The sequence below is a fragment of the Gramella sp. Hel_I_59 genome (genome assembly GCF_006714895.1).
Classification (GTDB): Bacteria; Bacteroidota; Bacteroidia; order Flavobacteriales; family Flavobacteriaceae; genus Christiangramia.
Genome location: NZ_VFME01000001.1, coordinates 1143924 through 1165668, shown reverse-complemented (window position 1 = coordinate 1165668; position 21745 = coordinate 1143924). Strand labels below are relative to the sequence as shown.

Sequence of the window (21745 nt, the reverse complement as noted above, 5' to 3'; positions counted from 1 at the left end):
TGCCAAAAACTTGAATAAAGCTCTGTAATTGTTTAATTTCGTCGGGCTAGGAAAAAGGAAGACTGCCACATGAAATTCGATATAAAATCTGATTATAAACCTACGGGAGATCAGCCCAATGCCATCAAACAACTTGTTAGCGGGATCAACAAAGACGAACAGTTCCAAACGTTGCTGGGAGTAACCGGTTCTGGTAAAACCTTTACGGTCGCTAATGTTATTGAGGATGTTCAAAAGCCAACGCTGGTGCTGGCACATAACAAAACTCTTGCCGCCCAGTTATATTCAGAATTCAAGCAGTTCTTCCCGGAGAATGCTGTGGAGTATTTCGTAAGTTATTATGATTATTACCAGCCGGAAGCATTTATCCCAACTTCCGGAACCTATATAGAAAAAGATCTTTCTATCAACGAGGAGATCGAAAAGTTGCGTTTAAGCACCACTTCTTCTCTCCTAAGCGGAAGACGTGATGTGATCGTGGTTGCTTCAGTTTCGTGTCTTTACGGGATTGGTAATCCTGTGGAATTCAAAAAGAACGTGGTTTCCATTGAACGTGATATGGAAATTAGCAGAACCAAATTTTTGCATAGCCTGGTGCAGTCGCTGTATTCCAGAACAGAAGCTGAATTTTCCCATGGAAATTTCAGAATAAAAGGTGATACGGTAGATGTGTTTCCGAGTTATGCCGACAATGCTTTCAGAATTCATTTTTTTGGAGATGAAATTGAGGAGATCGAAGCCTTTGATCCCGGAACTAATGATGTTATCGAGAAATACCAGAGATTAAATATTTATCCCGCGAATATGTTCGTGACTTCACCTGATGTTTTAAAAGGTGCGATCCATCAAATTCAGGATGACCTGGTAAAGCAGGTTGATTACTTCTCTGATATTGGTAAAACTCTCGAGGCAAAAAGACTGGATGAAAGAACGAATTTCGATCTTGAAATGATACGGGAATTGGGATACTGCTCGGGTATTGAGAATTACTCTCGTTACCTGGATGGCCGTCTTCCCGGGACCAGACCTTTCTGTTTGCTGGATTATTTCCCAGATGATTATTTGATGATTGTCGACGAAAGTCACGTGACCATTCCGCAGGTTCATGCCATGTATGGCGGTGACCGCTCTAGAAAAGAGACCTTGGTAGATTACGGATTCCGACTCCCAGCTGCGATGGACAACCGACCATTGAAATTTGAGGAATTTGAAGCCCTGCAAAACCAGGTCATCTATGTAAGCGCAACTCCAGCCGATTATGAACTTCAGAAAAGCGAAGGAGTTTATGTAGAACAGGTTATTAGACCAACTGGTTTGCTGGATCCAATTGTGGAAGTCCGCCCAAGTTTGAACCAAATCGATGATTTAATTGAAGAGATTCATGTTCGGGTAGAAAGAGATGAAAGAACGCTGGTTACTACGCTTACTAAAAGAATGGCGGAAGAGCTCGCGAAATACCTTACGCGTATCGATGTGCGCTGTCGTTATATACATTCCGATGTTGATACGCTAGAACGTGTAGAGATCATGCAGGATCTTCGACGCGGAATCTTTGATGTTCTTATAGGTGTGAACCTGCTGCGTGAAGGACTGGATTTGCCAGAAGTTTCTCTGGTTGCGATCATTGATGCTGATAAAGAAGGTTTTCTAAGAAGCAACCGTTCACTGACTCAGACCATTGGTAGAGCTGCGCGTCATGTGGATGGACGAGCTATTCTGTATGCAGATAAGATCACCGATAGTATGCAGAAGACAATTGACCAAACTGAATATCGTCGCCAGAAACAGATGGATTATAATACGAAACACAACATTACACCTACCAAGCTTAATAAGAAGTTTGACAGCGCTCTGGTAAAACAAAAACTGGATATTTATGGTGACGAGGAGCGCACCGACTTAAAAGCTGCGGAAGCTGAGGCCGAATATCTAACCAAACCACAGATGGAAAAGAAAGTTCGTGAGAAGCGAAAAGCTATGGAAACAGCCGCTAAAGAACTCGATTTTATGCAGGCTGCTAAGCTAAGAGATGAGATCAAAATACTCCAGGGGAAAATTAACGATAGCGACTAAAATAAATAGTTGCAATGTCGATAATTCGTCTATATTTGGACCACCCAATTCCTCCCTAGATCGACTTCTATGGCAAACTAAAATGTTTGTTCATGAAAAAAATTATATGCCTGTTTTTAATGGGTATGATGATGTCTCAACTCGAGGCACAGGTAGGAATTGGAACCTCAGAACCTAAAGCACAGTTGGATATTGTAGCCACTAGCACTGCAGATCCAGCAAGTATTGACGGTATTCTCATACCAAGAATAATGAAATTTCCAGTTGTTACACCTTCGGAAGATCAACATGGAATGCTGGTATTTTTAAGTAAGAGCGTTAGCGGTTTTCCCGATGGATTTTATTTCTGGAATGCTACGGAAAAGAAATGGAAAGCGATTGCTGCAGAAGCTAATACAGCAAACTTCTACAAAACCGGAACGACGGTTTCTCCCAATAATATTACAGATCCCATTTTTCGTGAAGCCAGCATGGGTATTGGTACAGACCAAATATCTTCAAGATTACAGGTTGCCATCGCTCCGGGGAAAGATACCGGACTCAAAAAAGGTCTTGAGGTAGATAACGCGAATTCAGCCACAGATAATCTTACCACTTACGGAATTCTTAGTGACAATCGAAGCGCAACCAATGGTAATAAATACGGAATCAAAAATAATGTTGGTGGTGTTGGTCTTGGGATTCATTACGGGATATTCAACGAAACCTATCAAAATACCGGCACGAATGATATCTACGGAATATACAATCGTGTAGGTAGAACTTTTGGTGCGAGAAGTAATAACTACGGAATCTATTCTGAAATTGGATCCATTCAGGGAGTTGGAAATATTTTCGGGATTTACAGTATTGCTACCGGAGATGCAAATAGCAATGTTTACGCCGGCTACTTTAACGGACGAATAGGAATAGGAACCAGCCCGGAAACGGAATATGTACTCCCTTTAAATCGTGGCACTGAAGGTCAGGTAATGTCTCTCAACGCAAACGGACAGGTAAGCTGGACCAATGCTGGCTTTGAAAATTACAGTTCTACAACCAGTGCCGTAGCCGACTATGCCATAGGAGATGAAATTGGAACCCTGAGAATCAATAACCAGGTTACTGGTTTGATCATGCCTGCGTCTGCTTCGAATAAAGGACGAATATTACGTCTTATAAACTGGCCTGGAAATTCTGAGAAGTTTTTCCAATTTGTAGGTGGAGATGATCTGTTCGATCCCAGAACTAATGCAAAAATTCTTAGCATCAAGTCTGGACAGATCTTTACAATTCAGAGTGCCGGGAACAGGTGGATACTTTTAAGTCAATAAAAAAAGCGCTCCGTAGAGCGCTCTTCAACCTTAACTAATCAAACTACCTTTGGTTACGAAATATCGATCAACCTTTTGGCCTGTACTTTTGCTTCTTCCTTTTTTGGAAGGGCTATTTCCAGAACACCATTCTTATAGGTTGCCGATATTTTACTGCTATCTACAGAATCTGGAAGGCTAAAAGCTCTTCTAAAATTACTGTAGCTAAATTCTCTTCTGGTAAATCTCCCCTGCTCTTCAGTTTTCTCAACCTCTTTTTTAGCTTCCGAAGAAATAGTTAGAACATCATTATCGAGTTCAATATTAAAATCTTCTTTTACTTTTCCCGGAGCAGCAACTTCAACAGAAAAATTGTCTTCTGTTTCCCTGATATTTACCGCCGGAATACTGGTTCCAATACTGTTTACATTCGTAGTACCTCCGAGCCAGTCATTTTTGAACATATCATCAATTACTGATGGTAACCAACCTGTTTCATTACGCTTAATAAGACTCATAATTTTATATTTTAGACTATTAATCATTTTAGATTTCACAGAAGGAATAGCAATTCCAATACCAACAGCAAATACATGTCTTTTTGTCGTTTTTATTCATATAAAACATGTCATAATGTCTATTATATCTAATTTCTACCAAAAATCTGACTACTAATTCATGTTTGCGTAATTTTAAGCTCAACTTCAATCATATGAAACAACTTTATAACCGTAGTCTTTCATTTTTCAATGTTCTGGAAAGTAAGATTGCGTTCTACCCTACATTGTTGGCATTCTTTGGTTTCAATTTCGCATTTTTCATGTTGTATCTGGAAAATCGCGGAATATCAAAATACCTTATAGAGAATGTCCCTCAACTTGTAATTGAAAATGGTGATACTGCCATGACCATCTTGAGTTCTCTGATTTCCGGACTTATTTCGATGATGGTTTTCAGCTTCTCCATGGTAATGTTACTACTCAGCAACGCCTCCAGCAATTTTACACCCAGATTGCTACCGGGATTGATTAGCGATAAACGGCATCAGATCATCCTCGGAATCTTCTTATTCACCATTCTATACTGCATATTCGTACTATTTGCCATTCAACCTACCGGAGATGAGTACCAGTTACCCGGAGTAGCTGTGTTGCTAGGAATTCTTCAAACTGTGATATGCTTTTATTCTTTCATCTATTTTATTCATAACATTTCGCAAAGTATTCAGATTAGCAATATCCTTCAGAATATCTATAAAGTGGCAAAAGACAGGCTACAGGAACTTGTAGACAAACAAAAATTTAAGGAAATTGAATTTCCGGAGACAGAGAACTGGACCAATTATCATAGTGAACAGAGCGGGTATCTTCAGAATATTTCATTCACCAATCTCGTGGATATATGCGTGGAACATGATGTAAAGATCCATATTTTACCCGTGAAAGGAATATTTGTTCTTAGCGGTATTCCCCTTATTAGAGTTAGCAAAAAGGTTGACGAGAAGATCGTAAAAATGATATTATCCAACTTCAATTTTTCGAGAGAAGAACTGGTGGCCGATAATTACACCCTTGCTTTCAAACAAATGACCGAGATCATTGTAAAAGCGATGTCTCCCGGAATTAATGATCCAGGTACTGCGATCAATGGTATCGATTATCTTACAGAACTCCTAGCCTTACGAATGCAAAAAAGAGATACTAGCTATATTTTTAGAGATGAAGAAGCTTACATGAAATTAAATACGATTGATTTTGAAGATCTTTTGTATAATATCATGGCCTCAATTCGTACATATTGCAAACATGATATAACTTTGGTACAGAAATTACTTCTGATGTTCTATTATCTTGAAAAGCAGGTAAAAAATAATAATGAATATTCTGAATGTTTGCGAAAGGAAGCACAGAATCTACTTGTAGACGCCAGAAGTTCTATTGATAATGATGTGGATATCAACACCATTACTAATTTGGTTAAACGTTTTAATTTACAAACAACATAAGCATGGCGCTAACAAACAATGATATTTTTAAGAAACTAAGAGTTGCTCATAAACTAACTAATGAAGATATCGTTAAAATCTGCGAACTCGTTGATTTTAAAGTGAGTAAAAGTGAACTTGGAGCGATCTTTAGAAGAGAAGATCATGATAAATACGTAGAATGTGGAGATCAATTCCTTCGGAACTTTCTAGATGGCTTGATCATTCACTTACGCGGACCAATGCCGAAGAAGAAGTGACTTTAAACTTTAGATAAAAATTAAAAAGAGGAGTTGAAACAAGTTTCAATTCCTCTTTTTATTGTGAAAAAACTAATTCTTAGCGAACCAGTTTTTTGTATTTGATACGTTTAGGCATAAGATCACCGCCCAGGCGCTTTTTCTTATTTTCTTCATAATCTGAGAAGCTACCTTCAAAGAAATAAACCTGTGAATCTCCTTCGAATGCTAGAATATGCGTACATATCCTATCCAGGAACCAACGGTCGTGAGAGATCACTACAGCACATCCAGCGAAGTTATCCAGACCTTCTTCCAAAGCACGAAGCGTGTTTACATCAAGGTCGTTTGTAGGCTCATCCAGAAGCAGAACGTTTCCTTCTTCTTTTAGAGTCATAGCCAGGTGTAGCCTGTTTCTTTCTCCACCAGAAAGCATATTTACTTTCTTATTCTGTTCGCTACCGCTAAAGTTAAACCTACTCAAATAAGCTCTTGAATTAACCTGACGACCTCCCATCATGATCAACTCCTGTTCATCACTAAAGTTCTGCCAGATGGTCTTTTCAGGATCTATATTGGAATGGCTTTGATCCACATAAGCGATCTGGGCAGTTTCACCTACCTTGAAAGATCCTTTATCTGGAGCTTCCTCTCCCATAATCATTTTGAAGATCGTGGTTTTACCTGCACCGTTTGGCCCAATAATCCCAACAATTCCTGCTTGTGGCAACTGGAAGTTCAGATCTTCATAAAGAAGTTTATCTCCAAAAGCCTTACTTACACCTTCAGCCTCAATCACATTTGTTCCCAATCGAGGTCCGTTTGGAATGTAGATCTCCAGTTTTTCATCCATTTGCTTTTGATCCTGACTAAGAAGTTTATCGTAATTCTTTAATCTCGCCTTCTGCTTGGACTGTCTTCCTTTCGGACTCATTCTTGACCATTCAAGCTCTCGTTCAAGTGTTTTCTGCCTTTTACTCGCTTGTTTTTGCTCCTGAGCAAGACGTTTAGATTTTTGATCTAACCAGGAAGAGTAGTTTCCTTTCCATGGAATACCTTCTCCCCTATCAAGTTCCAGGATCCATCCAGCTACATTATCAAGAAAATATCTATCGTGAGTTACCGCGATCACCGTTCCTTTATATTGTTGCAGGTGATGCTCCAGCCAGTGTACAGATTCTGCATCAAGGTGGTTGGTAGGCTCATCAAGCAAAAGTACATCTGGTTCCTGAAGTAACAATCTACATAAAGCAACTCTTCTTCTTTCTCCTCCTGAAAGTACTCCGATCTTTTTATCCGGCTCTGGAGTTCTCAAAGCATCCATTGCGATTTCCAGTTTGGTATCAAGTTCCCAGGCATTGCTCGCATCGATCTTATCCTGAAGTTCCGCCTGCTTGTCCATAAGTTTCTGCATTTTGTCTGCATCCTCATAAACTTCCGGCAACCCGAACATATCATTGATCTTGTTGTACTCATCAAGGATCGCTACAGTTTCCGCAGCTCCTTCTTTTACCACTTCCAGAACCGTTTTCTCATCATCAAGGTCTGGTTCCTGTTCCAGCATTCCAACTGTATAATTAGGAGAGAACACCACATCACCCTGGAAGTTTGTATCCTTCCCGGCAATAATATTCATCAGGGTAGATTTACCCGAACCGTTAAGACCAAGGATCCCGATCTTAGCGCCATAAAAGAAACTTAAATAGATATTTTTCAATACCGGTGTGTTTGCCTTCGGAAAGGTTTTGGTCACACCAGACATCGAAAAGATCACTTTTTTATCGTCTGACATATTTTTGTGTAATTAATTTTCAATTGATTGCGAGTGCAAATATCCTGAAATTTTCAGAGAAATCAATTATCATGGATTTCCAATAATCTGCATAACAGAAGTAATTGTCCAGTATGGTAAGCATTATGTTCAATTACCAGCAATACCTGTCTTATAATTGTATGTTCAGTTGAATTCAGGACCACATCGTCCAGCGCATTTTCTTCGGAAGTAAAAAAGGTTTTTAAGCTCTCTTTATCCCGAAAGAACTGAGCTTTCAGATCTTCCCATTCCTCTTCATTATTCGGCTTTTGCTTTTCAGGCCAGTAATCCTTAGGCCAGTTAGCTGCTGAATAAGCCTTACTATTAGAATAATCCAGAATATCTTTTTGTGCAAATATAATATGATAGAACAATTCGTAAATCGAGTAAGGCAGATTGTGAGGTCGTATTCCTAATTTATCATAGGGGATTTCTGTGATCAAGTTCTGAATAGGCATAAATGCTTTTCCACCATCCAGATGTATCGCGATTTGTTTCTTTATAACATCTACATTCATACTATATACGGCCTTTTAATGCATTGAACACCCATGAAATAAAGAAGAACCCTATCCCGGTAACCGAAAATCCGATGGCATATTCCTTGTATTTTAATACTCCTAATAATACTAATGCTGCACCAACTAAAAAGGTGAGAAAAGAGGCCCATGCGAAGATGGTGTTTTTGTTCATTGCCATAGATGCGATTTTAGTGTCCTTGTAATTATAATTAGCGCAATTAATCTGAAGAATTGCTGTCTTTTTGTATTTTAGCAAAAGCCATTTCTGAGTGAGAATTCTTAAAAATTATTCAGAAAATAGATTAATTTCGAATTAATCACATTAAAATAATCAAATTCCTGTAATAAATTCAAAATAATGGATATCAACTTCAACAAGAATGAAGATCATAACAAGTTACTGGTTTCCACACTAAGACAGAAACTTGCCAAGGTAAAATTAGGTGGTGGAGAGAAAAGAATAGAAAAGCATCATGCGAAAGGGAAAATGACTGCGAGAGAGCGCATCAATTTCTTACTTGATGATGCTGAAAAAGCAATAGAGATCGGTGCTTTTGCCGGTGAAGGAATGTATGAAGAACACGGTGGCTGCCCAAGTGGTGGTGTCGTTGTGAAGATAGGTCATGTTTCAGGAAAGCAATGTATCGTGGTGGCAAATGATGCTACTGTAAAAGCCGGTGCATGGTTTCCTATAACCGGAAAAAAGAATCTTAGAGCACAGGAGATCGCTATTGAAAACCGACTTCCAATTATCTACCTAGTGGATAGTGCAGGAGTTTTTCTTCCAATGCAGGATGAAATATTCCCTGATAAAGAACACTTCGGAAGGATTTTCAGAAACAATGCGGTAATGAGCAGTATGGGAATTACCCAGATCGCCGCCGTAATGGGTAGCTGTGTAGCTGGCGGAGCTTATCTTCCAATTATGAGTGACGAGGCGATTATCGTAGAAAAAACAGGTAGTATCTTTCTTGCCGGAAGTTATCTTGTAAAAGCTGCCATTGGAGAAAGTATCGATAATGAAACTCTTGGCGGAGCTACAACTCATTCAGAAATTAGCGGAGTAACAGATTACAAAGCTAAAGATGACAAAGATGCTCTTACCAAGATTCAGAATATCATGGATAAGATCGGGGATTTTGACAGAGCCGGGTTTAGCCACAAAAAGTCTGTAAAACCTAAAGAAGATCCAGATGAGATCTACGGAATTCTTCCGAAGAAAAGGAGTGATCAATACGATATGCGTAAGATCATTGAGAGATTGGTTGATAATTCTGAATTTGAAGAATATAAAGAAGGCTACGGCCAGACGATCATTACCGGTTATGCGCGTATTGATGGATGGGCTGTTGGTATCGTGGCGAATCAGCGTAAGATCGTAAAGACAAAAAAAGGCGAAATGCAGTTTGGCGGAGTGATCTATTCAGATTCAGCAGACAAGGCGACACGCTTTATCGCAAATTGTAATCAAAAGAAAATTCCGCTGGTCTTTCTACAGGATGTGACTGGTTTTATGGTTGGAAGTAAAAGTGAACATGGCGGGATCATCAAAGATGGCGCTAAAATGGTAAGCGCTGTTAGTAATTCGGTAGTACCTAAATTCACTATCATTCTGGGGAACTCCTATGGCGCTGGAAATTACGCGATGTGTGGAAAAGCTTATGACCCAAGATTGATCGCGGCCTGGCCAAGTGCAGAACTTGCGGTGATGGGAGGAACTCAGGCTGCAAAAGTACTGGCACAAATTGAAACCGCTTCCATGGCGAAAAAAGGTGAAAAGGTAGATGAAGCTAAGGAAAAGGAAGTATTCGAGAAGCTGAAAGCGAAGTATGACGAACAAACCTCAGCATATTACGCAGCAGCAAGACTTTGGACAGATGCAGTGATAGAACCAAAAGATACCAGAAAATGGATCTCGATGGGAATAGAAGCTGCAGACCACGCCCCGATTGAGAAAGATTTCAATATGGGTGTTATCCAAACCTGATATATATGAAGAAACTGATACTACTTTTGGTCATGATGATGGCCTGCCAGGGATATGCTCAGGATACGATTGGTCTGAGGCGTTCCAGAAAATACATTCCAAAAACGGCTTATTTAGCACAATTCAAATCTATTCCTGATACTGTAGATGTCCGTTATATAAATGGCGATTCCATGGTCCAGGTTCCTATGGATTATGATCCTTTTCGCGACAAGAAAAAGGTCCGCTACGAACCTAAAGATTCGGCTTTTCTTGACACCTACAAAGCGGTAGTTTACGATACGGAAAACAAGGTCGATTCTTCAAGGTTTATGCGTTACTGGAAAGATGAGCTTCGCATTTACTTTGATGAAAGTGTCCCTGAAGATGATGCAAGATTTCTTATGAATTTTGCGGAAAAACTATCCAGCGAGGTTGACTCTCTCAAAATTAGTCGGAATTTTATTCGGGAGAAGAGTAATTATATTGTCTATTATTTGAACGAAGATCACAAGACAGAGCATGAACCTCGAATTGGTAATAAAAGTGGTTACTATGTAAGCTGGAATGGCAAAAGTCAGATCTATAAAGCTTCATTAAAAGTGAATACCGCGGTGGTTACCAATAATCTTCTGAAAGAAAATCTGCTGAAATACCATTTTTTCAAGTCTTTGGGATATTTTGGTACAAGTAAGGATCTTAATTGTGAAAGTATACTATCTGCTTGTAACTCCTATAGAAGATTATCTGAAGAAGATCTGGAACTGTTGAAGTATCATTACTCGTATGGAGTTTGTAAAGGTCAGTCTTTGAAAAGTTTTACCGAATTAACCAATAGCATGCAGGAGAAACTGGAAGAGGATCCTAATGCTCAATTATTTGTTATCCATGCAGAATAAATTATTATTTGTCAGCTTGCTGATCTCATTGCTCTTATCAATGAACCTGGAGGCTCAGGTAGTTGGTTCAAATCATACTGCTTATACTGAAGCTGATACTTTAAGAGGTTCGTTACGACCTGAAAGATCTAATTACGATGTTACAAAATATCACCTGGATCTTAAAGTGAACCCGGACGCACGATCAATTGCCGGTAGTAATACCATACAATTTAAAGTTCTTGGCTCTCTTCCATTGATGCAACTGGATTTATTTGAGAATATGGAGATCGATTCTATTGTACATAAAAACACAAATCTGGAATACACCCGTAAGTACAATGCAGTTTTCGTAAATTTTGAAGAAGCATTGAAAGAGGGAACTTCAGACTCTATTGAATTCTATTACTACGGAAATCCTATTGTAGCTAAGAACGCACCCTGGGATGGAGGTTTCGTCTGGGATACAGATGAAGATGGAAACCCTTGGGTTGGAGTTGCAGTGCAAGGAACCGGCGCAAGTCTCTGGTATCCTAATAAAGACCATCAAAGCGATGAACCGGACGCTGCTCAAATAGATATTGCGGTTCCAAACGGACTCATGAATGTCTCCAACGGAAGGTTTTTAGGGAAAGAAGAGTTGAAAGATGGATACACGAAGTGGAAATGGGCAGTTAAAAGTCCCATTAACAACTACAACATCATGATCAATATTGGGAATTATACTCATTTCTCAGATAAATTTAAAGATCTTGATCTGGATTATTATGTCTTGCCCTACAACCTCGAAAAAGCAAAGAAACAATTCGAAGAGGTTCAGGATATGATGGCTTGCTTTTATGAAAAAATGGGTCCTTATCCATTTGAAGAAGATGGATTTAAACTCGTAGAAACTCCTTATTTAGGAATGGAACACCAGTCGGCTGTGGCTTATGGGAACGAGTATATGAAAGGTTACCTTGGAAATGATCTTTCCGGAACCGGAATCGGACTACTTTGGGATTACATTATTATCCACGAATCTGGTCACGAATGGTATGGGAATAGCATCACCGCTAAGGATATTGCAGATATGTGGGTACAGGAAGGTTTTACCAGTTATACTGAATCTATTTACGTAGAATGCCGTTGGGGTAAGGAAAAAGCTCAGGAATATCTAAAAGGGACAAGACGAGGCATTAGTAATAACAGCACAATTATTGGAGATTATTGTGTTAATTCTGAAGGTTCCGGAGACATGTATTTTAAAGGAGCAAATCTTCTGAATATGATCAGAAGTATTTATGATGATGACGAACTATGGTGGAACACTCTGAGAGACTATACCAGCACTTACAGACATAAAACCATTACTACGGAAGATACGGAGACTTTTTTCGATAAAGCTACCAATGTGGATTTAAAGCCGGTTTTCGATCAATATTTGCGACATTCAGCATTACCGGTATTACAACTAAAACAGGGAGATGATCACTTCCAGTATCGATGGAAAGCAGATGTTATTAATTTTAGCATGCCTGTAGATATTTTTTTAGATGAAGAGGAGATAAGACTCGATGCAACTTCAGAATGGCAACGTATGGAAACCGGTGAAGAACTGGATGAGGTCACACTGAATGAGTTAGAATTCTATGTTCGGGTAGAGAAAATTAAATAATAAAAAAAAGCAGCTGAAAAGCTGCTTTTTTTTATTCCGCAGAGGGATCTATCAAAATTAAAGACGTCTGTCTCTTATTCACGTATCGAAAGCCTTCTTTTCCCCAGAACCCTGCTTCTTCCAGCATGATTCTTATATCCTTATCCCATTCTGGAATGTTCACTTCAGTATTTAATTCAATTGCATAGGCCGTGTCCTCATAAAGTGGGTAGTCCCCAGTCCCAGGAACTCCACCTTGTTGATCCCACATTCCAATGGTTGGTCCTGCAGAATGCCCGTAAAGCCCCAGTGGATGTGTATAGATCGAGGGTTTTAAACCTTCAGCTTTTGCCTTTTCCAGACTCGCAGCCAGAATTTCATTTCCTGTTATGCCAGTTTTAAAATTTTCAGTTAGAATATCCTGCAACCTGTTTCCTTTTGTCAGGGCTTTCTGTAAGAATTGTGGAGCTTCAGTTTCGGTATCCTGAAGAACATAAGCCATCTGCTGGCAATCTGTATTCAAACCCAAATATGAAATTCCGAAGTCACAATGAAGCAGATCTCCTTTCAGAATAATATCGCTTCGGTTTTCATCACTGAATGCAGTGATATGATCCACAAGTTGCTCGTTGCTCCTCTGAATATCCACGGTTGGATGAAACCAGGTTTCCAGTCCCAGATCGGTCACTTTTTGTCGTAACCACCAGACCACGTCATCTGTAGTCGTTACGCCCGGTTCTATCACCTGAGTACTAAAAGCTTCTTCAATGAGCTCGTGTGTTAGCTCAACGAGTGAACTAAATAATAGCATCTCTTTAAGAGTCCGGGTTTCTATCCATCCTACGGCAAGATCTTCCGCAGAAATCAACCTCGAATGATATTCTTGCGGCAAACTTTTTAGAAGTTCCTCATAATCGGTTTTGACCAATCCGTCTGCAAGACCATAATTATCAGAAATATTGATCCCGATTTTTTCTGGATTTCGTGAGCTAATTATATCTGCGAGTGCTTTCCATTGATCGGGCTGCTTCTCCTTGTCCCAGGCAGACTTGATGGCATCGCCAATATTATAACGGGCGACCGCAAGTTTTTCTATAGAATCTCCCTTTCTGGAAAACACCAGCATGGTTCGTCTTCTCGCATTTAGCCAGGTGGAAGGAAGCATAGTTTTCATCACAGGGTCCTCATTATATTCTCTTGAAATGATCACCCACATATCAACTTCAGCTCGATCCATCAAGACTGGCAGAAGCTTATCAAATCGCTCCGCAAGTATCTCATCGCGAACAGAGGCGCGATCTTTTTCTGAAAGTATTTGGGTATGAGCACTAAAAGTGAGCATACAAAGTATAAAACCTAGTAAATAACGCATAAGTGTAGGATGATGGGAATGGATTTATTTCAGTCGAATATAATCTATTAATAAACTGAATTCTTCATTTTTCTTATTACCAATAAGAAAGGTGATTTCCTGTATGATATCATGGTCCCAGTTGGGAATATCTAATTTTCTGCCTCGAAACCCAGGGTACATTTTTGCTAAGTCAAGCTCAATTTCCTGCCATTCACCATTGGTAGAGAATTCCTGTATATAGGAGTGACGATCATTTGATTTATTCTTGAGTCGGAATTGATAATTCTTACCATCGCCTTTAAGCCTGATTACTGCTTTACTGAAATTCTTTACTCCTTCAACATTTAATCGATGTCGTACTGAAGCAAAACCTCCATTGTTTTCAAGCGAAACTTTACCACTAAATTTAGCATGGCCTTCATCGGTAAGATGAATCTCAGCATTGGATCTACCACCCATGACGCGATCTTCCACTACCACCCAGTCACTGATTTTGGTATCAGAATTAAAATCGAATATTAGTTTTTCATTCACATTGAACAGAATTAAAATGATAAGAGCAGTTCTAATCATAATTTAAGCCACTTTACTTTTAGCTGTATTTTCACGGTGAATCTTACCGTTCGGAGTTTCTTCGAATTTAGCGATCAAATAGATCTTTCTTGGTTTCTCATATTTCCCAAGCGATTTCATATTCTCGACCATTTCCCTAAGCTCCGTGAGTCTTTCTTCGGAAAAATCATCTTCCACGAACATGACAACTTTTTCGCCCAGAGCATCGTCTGGCATTGAAGTGATAAAAAATCTATGATCCAGTTTCTTATTGATCTTACGTTCTATTTCTTCAGGAAAGATCTTTATTCCTCCGGAATTGATCACATTATCATATCTCCCTTTCCAGATAAACTTTTTATAAGTAACGATCTCTACAACATCGTTAGTCACAATTTCCTCGTCCAGTACTTTTGGAGCTTTGATCACAAGACAATCGCGGTCATCTTTAGTGATACTTACATTCGGTAATAATTTGAAGGCATTTGATACTTTCTTCTTCGTAGGATTCAAACGTTTTGCGGCTATATGACTACAGGTTTCCGTCATTCCGTAGGTTTCGTAAATCCGGGTATCTATATCTACCAGCATTTTTCGTAATCTCGGTGAAACTGCTCCTCCACCAATAATAAGTTTTTTCACCAGATGAAGCCTTCCTATCGAGTTATCCAGCTGAAATGGAGTCATGGCTGAAAAATCATAGACCTTGAATAGCTGATCGAAAGGATTTGAAGATGGTGGAACCGAGTCCAGGTCCCAACCTAAAAACATTGCTCTTACCAGCATCATTTTCCCAGCTATATAATCTACAGGAAGACATAATAATGCTTTGGTATGATTAGGAAGTTTAAAGAATTTTGAAGTCGCCAGTGCAGAGTTGATCATGTGCTCCTTGATAAGCCTGATCTTTTTGGGTTTTCCCGTAGACCCCGAAGTATGTACTTCTATATAATCTGTCGGTTTTAACCAGTCAAGCAGGAAATTACCAATTTGCTGTTCAAACGGCTCACCTTCCTTGATATAACTATAAGCGATATGCTTCAATTCGGCATTTGTGAAGTGCCGTTTATTCAACCTAAAGTCAGGGTGAGTTTCAGGAATCTTGTAATTGTTATTCATACTTCAAGCTAAGTTGGACATTCAGCGATTACTTAAAGTTAAGAATTTGCAATTAAATTCCTGAATATCCTAAGTAATTGTTACAATTTCAGGTCTTTTCACTCTTCCGAAGAGCTTTTCAGACCAGTTATTCCATTTATATTTCCTGGCAAAGATGAAAAGGAAGATCGGGTATATGATTAAAACAGGAATCAACACATCCCAGCCTGCAGATGGTTCTGAGACATCCTTTAAGATAGAATTCGTCTGGAATGCAGTCCAGTCGGCAGTAACAAGTAAGGCTGTAATTAAATTATTCGCAGCATGAAATCCTAAAGCAAGCTCCATTCCCTCATCCATCAAAGTCATGATCCCAAGCATAAAACCAGTTCCAATATAATAGATCATAATTATGTTACCCAGTTTGGTTACTTCAGGATTAAAATAATGCAATCCACCAAAAACCACAGAAGTAAGCACCAAAGGGATCCACCTGTTTTTAGCAAGCACACCTATGCCCTGCATCAAATAGCCTCTGAAGAAATATTCCTCAAAACTCGTTTGAATAGGAATCAGAAAAACTGAAATCAAAAGAAGATATAAAAATGGTTCCCATTGAAAATTAAAGACATAATCCTGCGGATTCGAATAATAATCCAGAACAGTAATCCCGATGTTGAAAACAGCAACCAGAGCAAAGGCAAACCAGAATCTACTCCAGTCCACTTTTTCGCGACTGGTGGTCAGGGTTTTAATTGGCTGTTTATGAACATATTTAACCCAAAGCAAGAGCCCGGCAAGAAACACAAGGAATGATAACAGATTCTCGAAAAGCACCCTGTTGGAACCTTTACTTTCAATTTGTTGCCGCATCATTTCATTCACATCCAGATCCAGCATTTCAACCGCTACATAATTAAGGGACATTAACCCAAAAAACAGAATCGGAATCACGAGATATCTCCAGAAAGAATGTTCGTATTTGAACGCTTGCGCTATAAACATAGTTTACTTAAAATTTAAAATCCCAGTTTACCTGAGGATCATATTGAATTTTACCATTCTGCACCAGCAATGGACTGGTAAAGTTATTTGTATACAAACCACCAGTTCCCAAACCTTGCGGAAGATCTGTATTCAGCGTGTAAGTCCACTGCGCGATTGCATTGAGTCCTACATTGCTTTCCAGTGCGCTGGTGATCCACCATTTCACCTGGTTGGCTTCACAGATATCGATCCATTCCTGTGTGCCTTTCATTCCACCGATCAAACTTGGTTTGTAAATGGCATATTGTGGTTGTATAGTTTGTATCAGTTTAGCCTTTTCTGTTACATCTGTGACTCCTATCAATTCTTCGTCGAGTGCAATTGGAATTGGCGTCTTTGAGCATAACTGAGTCATTTCCGGTATTTGGCCTTGCTTGATTGGCTGTTCAATGCTATGAAGGTCGAATTTTGAAAGCCGCTCTAATTTCTGCAAGGCTTCTGTTGGATGAAAAGCTCCGTTTGCATCTACCCTTAACTCCATGGATTCTGCGGAAAAATTTTCCCGAATAGATTTCAGCAATTCAATTTCAGTTTCGAAATCTATCGCCCCAATTTTCAGTTTAATACAACGAAAACCCTGGTCGATCTTTTCTGAAATTTGTTTTTTCATAAATTCCTTGTCACCCATCCATATGAGTCCGTTAATTGGAATGTGATCCTTTCCCTGAGTAAATTCCGAAGGAAATAATTCGAAAAGAGTGCTTGAATCGAGGCTGCGAAACGCCATTTCAACTCCGAACTGGATACTGGGGAATTCGCGTAATTCTTCCCATAGCATTTCCTTTCCCAGGTTGATATTTTCACAAACCCAATGAAGTTTATCCTCGTAATCTGGACGATCATCATAACTTAATGATCTTAGAATTCCACATTCGCCTATACCGTAACGTTCATTATCCTCGATCTTCAGGAACCACGTTTCTTTTTCAGTAAGAACGCCCCGGGAAGTTCCACTGGGGCGTTTGAATTCTAAAAGGTATCGTTTGTAAGAAGCTTTCATAACTATACTTCAACAGATTCACCAATATCGAGCAGTAAAAGATCTTTACCCTTGGCGGCAAATTTCTTTTTAGCATCATCATGGTCGATTTCAATAAAGCCGAAGGTATCATAATGACATCCAAGGATACGATTACATTCGATGAAATCACTGGCGATGATCGCATCTTCCACACCCATGGTAAAGTTGTCGCCAATTGGAAGAACAGCAAGATCAATTTTAGTTCTCATGGGTATCAATTTCATGTCGAGCGTCAAAGCTGTGTCACCGGCGATATAAATATTCCCGCTATCAGTTTCGATCACAAAACCGCCGGGTTGTCCTCCATACTTGCCATCGGGAAATGAACTGGTATGCAAAGCATTCACATATTTAACTCTTCCGAAGTCAAAATCCCAGCTACCACCATGGTTCATGGGATGTACCTCAAAGCCTTTATCTCCATAATGATTAGCGATCTCGTAGTTACTCACAATCTTGGCGCCCGTATTTTTAGCGATCGCTTCAGCATCCAGCACATGATCTTCGTGCGCATGGGTTAGCAAAATGTAATCAGCCTTTAATTCTTTAATATCTACTTTATCCTTGGAGAGATCGTTTCCGGTAATAAAAGGATCTACGATAATATGTTTATTTCCAATCTCGAGAGCAAGCGAATTCTGTCCGTAAAATGTAACTTTCATAAAATGAGTTTTTCGGTTTTTATAAAAATAAGGATTCGGCTAAATTCCTATAATTAGCTGACTATATAGTTTTGTTAAACTTAAACCTTACAGAACAAGTCCTATACCAAATAGTATAGAGATACCAAATGTTGAAAGCGCCACTATCTTTAGCTCGGGATCCAGATCTTTAGGATTCTCATTCTTATCCACGCGCATCAAATGGAAGATAAGTGGCATAAAACCTAGCAAATACATATAATCATCCAGTTCCCTGGAAACCATTGCTGAATAGATCAACATAAAGAACAAAGCTCCAATAATTAGCAGGTAATGGTAATTCTTGGCTTTGCGTTCCCCCAACTTCACCACCAGCGTATTTTTACCAGCTTTCGCATCTGAAATTCTATCCCGAAGATTATTAAGATTGAGAACCGCGACACTCAAAAAACCAATCGCTACTGCCGGAAAGAAGCTTACAAAGTTGTGATTATGTGTATATAAAAAGTAGCTACCATAGACGGCAACCAGTCCAAAAAATATAAAAACAAAAATATCTCCTCTACCTCGATATCCATAAGCAGAATTTCCTACCGTGTATTTGATCGCAGCGACGATAGCACCTATTCCCAGCATCAAAAACACCAGTGCAGGGATCCAGTTTTCGTCTTCGAAAGAAGCATAGATCAGTAATACAGCCAGAATAAAAGTTGCAACCGCGGTAATAACCATGGCTCGAAGCATTTCCTTCTGAGTGATGATCCCGCTTTGTAAGGCACGCATGGGCCCAATCCGGTCCTCATTGTCGGTTCCTTTTACTCCGTCACCATAATCATTAGCAAAGTTAGAAAGGATCTGTAAACCAAGAGTAGTTCCCAGAGCGAGACTAAAAATTGCGAGGTTGAACTGCCCCTGTTGCGCAGCGATACTACTTCCTACAATTATCCCTGAAATGGATAATGGAAGTGTTCTCAGCCTTGCCGCACCAACCCAGGTTGAAAATTTGCTCATTTAGTTCATAATTTTTACAAGAAGTTCTTTAAGAAGATCTCCCTGAGAAACATTTGCAGCGCCTACACCTTTACTTTTCACATCAGTTTCGTGCAGATCGCTAATCACCTTACTTACTTTTTTCATTGGAAAATTTCTCGCGGCGGTGATATAATCACCCACAAAATAAGGACTAATCTTTAGTTGTTTGGAAACCGCTCCTTTGGATTTGTCATTGAGACCATGGTATTGCAGGATCTGGGAAAAATATGAAAATAGCAGACTAATGGTCACTACCAGTGGATTGTCTTTAGGGTTCTGAGCAAAATAATTGATTATTCTATGCGCCTTTAAATTATCTCTTTCTCCAATCGCCTTACGCAATTCGAAATTGTTGAAATCTTTGCTAATCCCGATATTTTCTTCAATAATCTCCGGACTAATAAGCGTTTCCTTCTTGCAAATAAGCTGAAGCTTTTGAAGTTCGTTATCGATCTTTCCGAGATCTGTTCCCAGGAATTCAACAAGCATTTGAGAAGCTTTTGGAGAAATGGAGTATCCCCGACTTTTCATCGTCTTCATGATCCAATCTCCCACCTGGTTCTCATAAAGTCGTTTACTTTCGAAAATAAGACCAGTTTTCGCAATGGTTTTATGCAGCTTCCGGCGCTTATCGATCTTCTTATATTTATAGCACATCACCAGTACTGTGGTTGGCTGAGGATTTTCAGCGTAATCTGCAAGTTTCTCGATCGTTCTGGAAAGATCCTGAGCTTCTTTTACAATAATCACCTGCCTTTCAGCCATCATTGGATACCGCTTGGCGTTACTCACGATCTCCTCGATATTCGTATCTCTTCCGTAGAGGGTCATTTGATTAAACCCCTTTTCCTCTTCGGAAAGAAGATTGTCTGCGATATAATTCGAAATTCCGTCGATATAGAAGGTTTCCTCACCCATCAGGAAATAGATAGGTTTGATATCACCTTGTTTGATCTCGTTTACAATTTTTCTGGCTTCGTCCATAGAGGAGTTTACGGCGATTTATGAATTGATGGAAAACTGAATGTGATATTTTATCACTGAATAATCTTCATTACTTTTGAAAAATGCAGAAGCTGAATTTCCCATCCTACTCATTTCGGTTCAAAAATAATCAAAATAAAGTAGCTGTTTTTGACGATCTACGGAAAAAGTTTATCATCCTTACACCTGAAGAATGGGTACGTCAGCATACTGTGAAGTTTCTGGAAAAAGAGAAAAATTATCCGGTAAGTCTTATCAATGTTGAAAAGCAATTAAAGATCGCCGGTCTCACCAAAAGGTATGATGTGGTTGTGTTCGAGCCAAAAGGGAATATCCATATTATCGTGGAATGTAAAGCACCAAAAATTAAAATCACCCAGGACACGTTCGACCAGATCGCCAGGTATAACCTGAGCTTAAAGGCAAATTATTTGATGGTAACTAATGGAATCGAACATTACTTTTGCCAGATGGATTATGAAAAGGAAACTTATATTTTTCTAACCGAATTACCGGAATATCAACGAGCATGAATATAGCTGTAGTTATCCTCAACTGGAACGGGAAAGATCTGTTGAAAAAATTCCTGCCTTCGGTTATTAAAAATTCTGAAGAGGCGCAGATCTACGTAGCCGATAATAATTCTACAGATGAATCTGTAGCGATATTAAAGAGCAGCTTCCCAGAGGTGCATATTATTCAGAATAAGTCGAATAATGGTTATGCTGGCGGATATAACGAGGCTTTAAAGTCCGTTTCCGAAGAAATTATCATTTTACTGAATAGTGATGTGAAGGTGACCAGCAACTGGCTAGTTCCTATACTTGAAATCTTTCAAAATGAACCAGATGTGGCGGCAATTCAGCCAAAAATACTGGATTACAAGAAAAAGGATCATTTTGAATATGCCGGTGCAGCCGGTGGATATCTTGATCAATTTGGATATCCTTTCTGCCGGGGAAGGATCTTTCAGAAAATGGAGGAAGATAAAGGACAGTATGATGATAACCATGAAATCTTCTGGGCTTCAGGTGCCTGCTTTGCCATTAGAAATTCAGTTTACCAGGAAGCTGGCGGACTCGACGAAGACTTCTTCGCTCACCAAGAAGAAATAGATCTTTGCTGGAGAATTCAGAATATGGGATATCGAATAAAATATACAGCAGATTCTGTCGTTTACCACGTAGGTGGAGCGACCTTATCAAGTATGGATCCCAAAAAAACCTATTATAATTTTAGAAATGGTCTTTTTTTACTGCTGAAAAACCTTAGATCGACAGATTTACTCCCAATATTATTTGGAAGAATGATCCTTGACGGAGTTGCTGCTCTGAAGTTTTTAAGCGAAGGAAAAGTGGATCATTTTACGGCAATTTTAAAAGCTCATGGCAGCTTCTATTCATCATTAAACAAGATTAGGAAAAAGCGTCCTGATCAATTTAAAATTGAGCGATATTATGAATTGCGTTCTATTGTGTATCAACATTTTATCCTTAAAAAGGCACGCTATGGTGAACTGGAAAAATAATATAGAAAGGAAATGTTAAAATAGCTTTCCACCTTGCTATTTTTTTGATATTTTTGGCCTCTAAACAATTTAAAATTTAAGAAACT

Annotated in this window: 21 protein-coding genes; 9 read left to right on the top strand and 12 right to left on the bottom strand. The window is 39.2% G+C overall.

The genetic code is table 11. The annotated features are described in order from the left end of the window. Positions 1 to 69: 69 nt before the first annotated feature. Together uvrB and JM79_RS05365 are read left to right on the top strand one after the other, a co-directional pair. Positions 70 to 2073: an excinuclease ABC subunit UvrB gene (gene uvrB, locus JM79_RS05370; protein ID WP_141877160.1), complete on the top strand. Its 2004-nt coding sequence runs from the start codon at positions 70 to 72 to the stop codon at positions 2071 to 2073. A 92-nt stretch (positions 2074 to 2165) separates the two neighbouring features. Next, positions 2166 to 3386, top strand: a complete 1221-nt coding sequence (locus tag JM79_RS05365; protein ID WP_141877159.1) for a hypothetical protein — start codon at positions 2166 to 2168, stop codon at positions 3384 to 3386. A 53-nt stretch (positions 3387 to 3439) separates the two neighbouring features. On the opposite strand, the gene JM79_RS05360 is transcribed toward JM79_RS05365, so the two are convergent. Then, on the bottom strand, positions 3440 to 3883 hold the full coding sequence (locus tag JM79_RS05360; RefSeq protein WP_141877158.1) for an Hsp20/alpha crystallin family protein: 444 nt from the start codon (positions 3881 to 3883) through the stop codon (positions 3440 to 3442). 194 nt (positions 3884 to 4077) lie between these two features. Between JM79_RS05360 and JM79_RS05355 the strand changes: the two genes are divergently transcribed. Both JM79_RS05355 and JM79_RS05350 read left to right on the top strand, forming a co-directional pair. After that, entirely contained in the window at positions 4078 to 5370 is a 1293-nt protein-coding gene (locus JM79_RS05355; protein WP_141877157.1) for a DUF2254 domain-containing protein, read from the top strand. Positions 5371 to 5372: 2 nt separating this feature from the next. Beyond that, complete coding sequence (locus tag JM79_RS05350) at positions 5373 to 5609, top strand: DUF1456 family protein (protein ID WP_141877156.1); 237 nt, start codon at positions 5373 to 5375, stop codon at positions 5607 to 5609. A gap of 79 nt (positions 5610 to 5688) precedes the next feature. Here the strand turns inward: JM79_RS05350 and ettA are convergent, their stop codons facing one another. The 3 genes from ettA to JM79_RS05335 form a co-directional block, all read right to left on the bottom strand. Next, positions 5689 to 7380 carry an energy-dependent translational throttle protein EttA gene (gene ettA / locus JM79_RS05345; RefSeq protein ID WP_141877155.1) on the bottom strand — a complete coding sequence of 564 codons (1692 nt, stop codon included), beginning with the start codon at positions 7378 to 7380 and terminating at the stop codon, positions 5689 to 5691. A gap of 62 nt (positions 7381 to 7442) precedes the next feature. Beyond that, positions 7443 to 7919 (bottom strand): DinB family protein, encoded by a 477-nt coding sequence (locus JM79_RS05340; protein WP_141877154.1) that lies wholly within the window; start codon positions 7917 to 7919, stop codon positions 7443 to 7445. A 1-nt stretch (position 7920) separates the two neighbouring features. Then, entirely contained in the window at positions 7921 to 8100 is a 180-nt protein-coding gene (locus JM79_RS05335; RefSeq protein ID WP_141877153.1) for a CAL67264 family membrane protein, read from the bottom strand. Positions 8101 to 8280: 180 nt separating this feature from the next. Here JM79_RS05335 and JM79_RS05330 point away from each other — a divergent pair, with 180 nt between their 5' ends. From JM79_RS05330 to JM79_RS05320, 3 genes are read left to right on the top strand one after another with little or no spacing between them, the layout of a single operon-like run. Beyond that, a complete protein-coding gene (locus tag JM79_RS05330) occupies positions 8281 to 9909 on the top strand; it encodes a carboxyl transferase domain-containing protein (protein ID WP_141877152.1) in 1629 nt (542 codons plus the stop codon). Between the two features lie 5 nt (positions 9910 to 9914). Continuing rightward, positions 9915 to 10787, top strand: a complete 873-nt coding sequence (locus JM79_RS05325) for a hypothetical protein (RefSeq protein ID WP_141877151.1) — start codon at positions 9915 to 9917, stop codon at positions 10785 to 10787. Then, positions 10777 to 12423, top strand: coding sequence for a M1 family metallopeptidase (locus tag JM79_RS05320; protein WP_141877150.1), 1647 nt, complete (start codon positions 10777 to 10779; stop codon positions 12421 to 12423). Before JM79_RS05325 ends, JM79_RS05320 begins: the two co-directional genes overlap by 11 nt. Before the next feature lie 31 nt (positions 12424 to 12454). On the opposite strand, the gene JM79_RS05315 is transcribed toward JM79_RS05320, so the two are convergent. The 8 genes from JM79_RS05315 to holA all read right to left on the bottom strand — a co-directional run bounded on the left by JM79_RS05315 (position 12455) and on the right by holA (position 20131). Further along, positions 12455 to 13774, bottom strand: coding sequence for a M24 family metallopeptidase (locus JM79_RS05315; protein ID WP_141877149.1), 1320 nt, complete (start codon positions 13772 to 13774; stop codon positions 12455 to 12457). Between the two features lie 24 nt (positions 13775 to 13798). Then, positions 13799 to 14329: a CIA30 family protein gene (locus tag JM79_RS05310; RefSeq protein ID WP_141877148.1), complete on the bottom strand. Its 531-nt coding sequence runs from the start codon at positions 14327 to 14329 to the stop codon at positions 13799 to 13801. A 3-nt stretch (positions 14330 to 14332) separates the two neighbouring features. Then, positions 14333 to 15427, bottom strand: a complete 1095-nt coding sequence (locus JM79_RS05305; RefSeq protein WP_141877147.1) for an AMP-binding protein — start codon at positions 15425 to 15427, stop codon at positions 14333 to 14335. Positions 15428 to 15496: 69 nt separating this feature from the next. Continuing rightward, positions 15497 to 16411 (bottom strand): CPBP family intramembrane glutamic endopeptidase, encoded by a 915-nt coding sequence (locus JM79_RS05300; RefSeq protein ID WP_141877146.1) that lies wholly within the window; start codon positions 16409 to 16411, stop codon positions 15497 to 15499. Positions 16412 to 16418: 7 nt separating this feature from the next. Beyond that, a complete protein-coding gene (locus JM79_RS05295) occupies positions 16419 to 17453 on the bottom strand; it encodes an o-succinylbenzoate synthase (protein ID WP_141877145.1) in 1035 nt (344 codons plus the stop codon). A 2-nt stretch (positions 17454 to 17455) separates the two neighbouring features. Beyond that, complete coding sequence (locus JM79_RS05290) at positions 17456 to 18136, bottom strand: metal-dependent hydrolase (RefSeq protein WP_141877144.1); 681 nt, start codon at positions 18134 to 18136, stop codon at positions 17456 to 17458. 87 nt (positions 18137 to 18223) lie between these two features. Then, a complete protein-coding gene (gene menA / locus JM79_RS05285) occupies positions 18224 to 19126 on the bottom strand; it encodes a 1,4-dihydroxy-2-naphthoate octaprenyltransferase (protein ID WP_141877143.1) in 903 nt (300 codons plus the stop codon). Further along, positions 19127 to 20131, bottom strand: a complete 1005-nt coding sequence (gene holA / locus JM79_RS05280; RefSeq protein ID WP_141877142.1) for a DNA polymerase III subunit delta — start codon at positions 20129 to 20131, stop codon at positions 19127 to 19129. A gap of 83 nt (positions 20132 to 20214) precedes the next feature. On the opposite strand from holA, the gene JM79_RS05275 reads away from it, so the two are divergent. Further along, positions 20215 to 20664, top strand: coding sequence for a type I restriction enzyme HsdR N-terminal domain-containing protein (locus JM79_RS05275; protein ID WP_141877141.1), 450 nt, complete (start codon positions 20215 to 20217; stop codon positions 20662 to 20664). Next, positions 20661 to 21659 (top strand): glycosyltransferase family 2 protein, encoded by a 999-nt coding sequence (locus tag JM79_RS05270; RefSeq protein ID WP_141877140.1) that lies wholly within the window; start codon positions 20661 to 20663, stop codon positions 21657 to 21659. The genes JM79_RS05275 and JM79_RS05270 overlap by 4 nt, the downstream gene beginning before the upstream one ends. Positions 21660 to 21745: the final 86 nt, after the last annotated feature.